2 protein-coding genes are annotated in these 1,891 nt (G+C 60.8%); both read right to left on the bottom strand.

What is annotated here, in order from left to right; translation table 11 throughout:
* Positions 1-531: 531 nt before the first annotated feature.
* Positions 532-870: a hypothetical protein gene (locus WBN73_RS21375; RefSeq protein WP_337341286.1), complete on the bottom strand. Its 339-nt coding sequence runs from the start codon at positions 868-870 to the stop codon at positions 532-534.
* A gap of 172 nt (positions 871-1,042) precedes the next feature.
* Positions 1,043-1,636, bottom strand: coding sequence for an HhH-GPD-type base excision DNA repair protein (locus WBN73_RS21370; protein WP_280625771.1), 594 nt, complete (start codon positions 1,634-1,636; stop codon positions 1,043-1,045).
* Between the last annotated feature and the right edge of the window lie 255 nt (positions 1,637-1,891).

The following is a 1,891-nucleotide window of genomic DNA, read 5'->3' as shown; positions in this document are numbered from 1 at the left end:
GGAGAGTAGGACACCGCCGGACAACCATTAAGGCAAGAGCCCCGACCACAGGTCGGGGCTCTTCCCCTTTAACCACCACCCACACAACCCACACACCCCAGCACCGCCAATCTCCACGAAGAGGAGCTCCTTCTTCGCAACTTTGTTGTCGCGGCTCTCGGGCGGAACTGCCTTTCCCGTCTAAAGCAATGCCTGGCGGGCTTACTCCTTGGTACCTCGAACTGGAAGAGAACTCGGGGCTCAACTTCGGCGGTGGCGGCAACGCTCAATTCGATCCGGAATCCGCTACGTTCGACTGGGCCTGCTGATAGCGCAATCAGGGGTATCTGGCCGTAGCCGTCTATGCGCTTAGACAAGGCCAAGACCAGTCCACGACATGTCACGTAAGCCGATCCCCTACCGAACGCTCTGGTGCTCTCCTTTGAGAGCCTGGGCGTTAGGTCAGCCGCACCCTTAGGGCACCGGCATCTCATCGGTGGGTCCCACAAAGCCCGGGCGTGAACAGCGCCTAAGAAGAATCAACTCCTGCGTTCAGCGGCGGCTTCCATGCGTCTTGTGCCAGTACTCGGCGCCCTTGCTGCTGGAACGCAAGATGGCGTCCGGCTGCGAAGCTGGCCACATCTCCAGCAGGTAGTAATCGATAACCTCTTCGGAGAACTCTCCGTCTTCTCCTGCAACGCGGGCCTTCGCACTGACCCGCAAACGGTAGCTTCCGGGCGGCACATCCCTTAGTTCACCGCTCGCATCCGCTGCGGCGACAGCATATTCTTGGGCAGCGAAATGTAGTGGCGTGAAACCAGCTTTGTCATGGGCATCGGGGGAAGCCCCCTCAGCCAGCAGCGCCTCCAGGGTGGCAACATCGTTTTCCAAGGCGGTGGTTCATTCTGTCCATAAGTGCCGTCGGCGGGCTTTCGCTTCAGCGATGAACCTTCTGTCTCAAGCCCCGTCGAACGTTCCCTGCCTGAGTTCAAACAGAGGTGTGGCCGATGATGGCAATCCAGGAGAGCCGTGCACAAACGTCAGAAGGTAGAGTCGGCGCGAACTAGGCGTTGGACGACTTCGCGGCCTTCGCCGCTGCCTTTGCTGCCTGTTTGCTGGCACGGACCTTTACCAAGGACTGTGGATCCACGATGTCGGCAACGGACAAGTACGATCCTTCCTCGCCGTAGTGGCCGGCGGCTTCCCGCCATCCATCGGCTTGAAGGCCGCATTGCTTGCCAAGCAGGGCCAGGAAGATCTTCGCCTTCTGCTCGCCGAAGCCTGGCAACGCTTTAAGTCGGCGCAGTACCTCGGGACCGTCGGGGTTGCCGCGGGTCCAGATCGAGGCAGCATCACCATTCCAGTCGCTGTGGACCGTTTCCGCCAGTGCCTGGACCCTGCCGGCCATGGAACCGGGGAAGCGATGGACGGCCGGCTTCTCCTTGAATACTTCGACGAAACCAACGGGATCGTGCTCAGCGATGGTGGCTGGATCCAAGGACCCGAGGCGGGCACGAATCTTCTCAGGGCCGGCAAAGGCAGATTCCATGGTGACCTGTTGATCGAGCAACATGCCCGTGAGCAACGCAAAAGCGTCGTCACTGAGCAGTCTGTCGGCGGCGGCATCTCCCGTGATGTGCAGTTCCATGCGTTCCATCCTCCCACCAGGCGGCGTCAACGTCATTGGCCCGCTGATTGCGACCCATAACTGTGCAGTGCGCTGCAGCCACGCTGCATATCTTCCCTGCCGTGCGGCGGAGCTGATGCCCTGACGTCCGGCGCGTTCGACGGCGGTTTGGTGGGGTTTTGGGGGTGGGTTTGGTGTGGGTGGGGTTGGGTGTGGGGGTGGATTTGCGTTGGGGGTTGGGGGCGTGTATTGTTTTCTGAGTCGCCGGGTGCGAAACGGAAAGCC

It is taken from the genome of Paenarthrobacter sp. CCNWLY172 (assembly GCF_037402035.1).
In the GTDB taxonomy this organism is placed as follows: domain Bacteria; phylum Actinomycetota; class Actinomycetes; order Actinomycetales; family Micrococcaceae; genus Arthrobacter.
This window is presented reverse-complemented; position numbering and strand designations above follow the sequence as displayed.

Excerpts from the sequence above, each read along its gene's own strand:
- WBN73_RS21370 (WP_280625771.1), bottom strand. The coding sequence starts at position 1,636 with ATGGAACGCATGGAACTGCACATCACGGGAGATGCCGCCGCCGACAGA.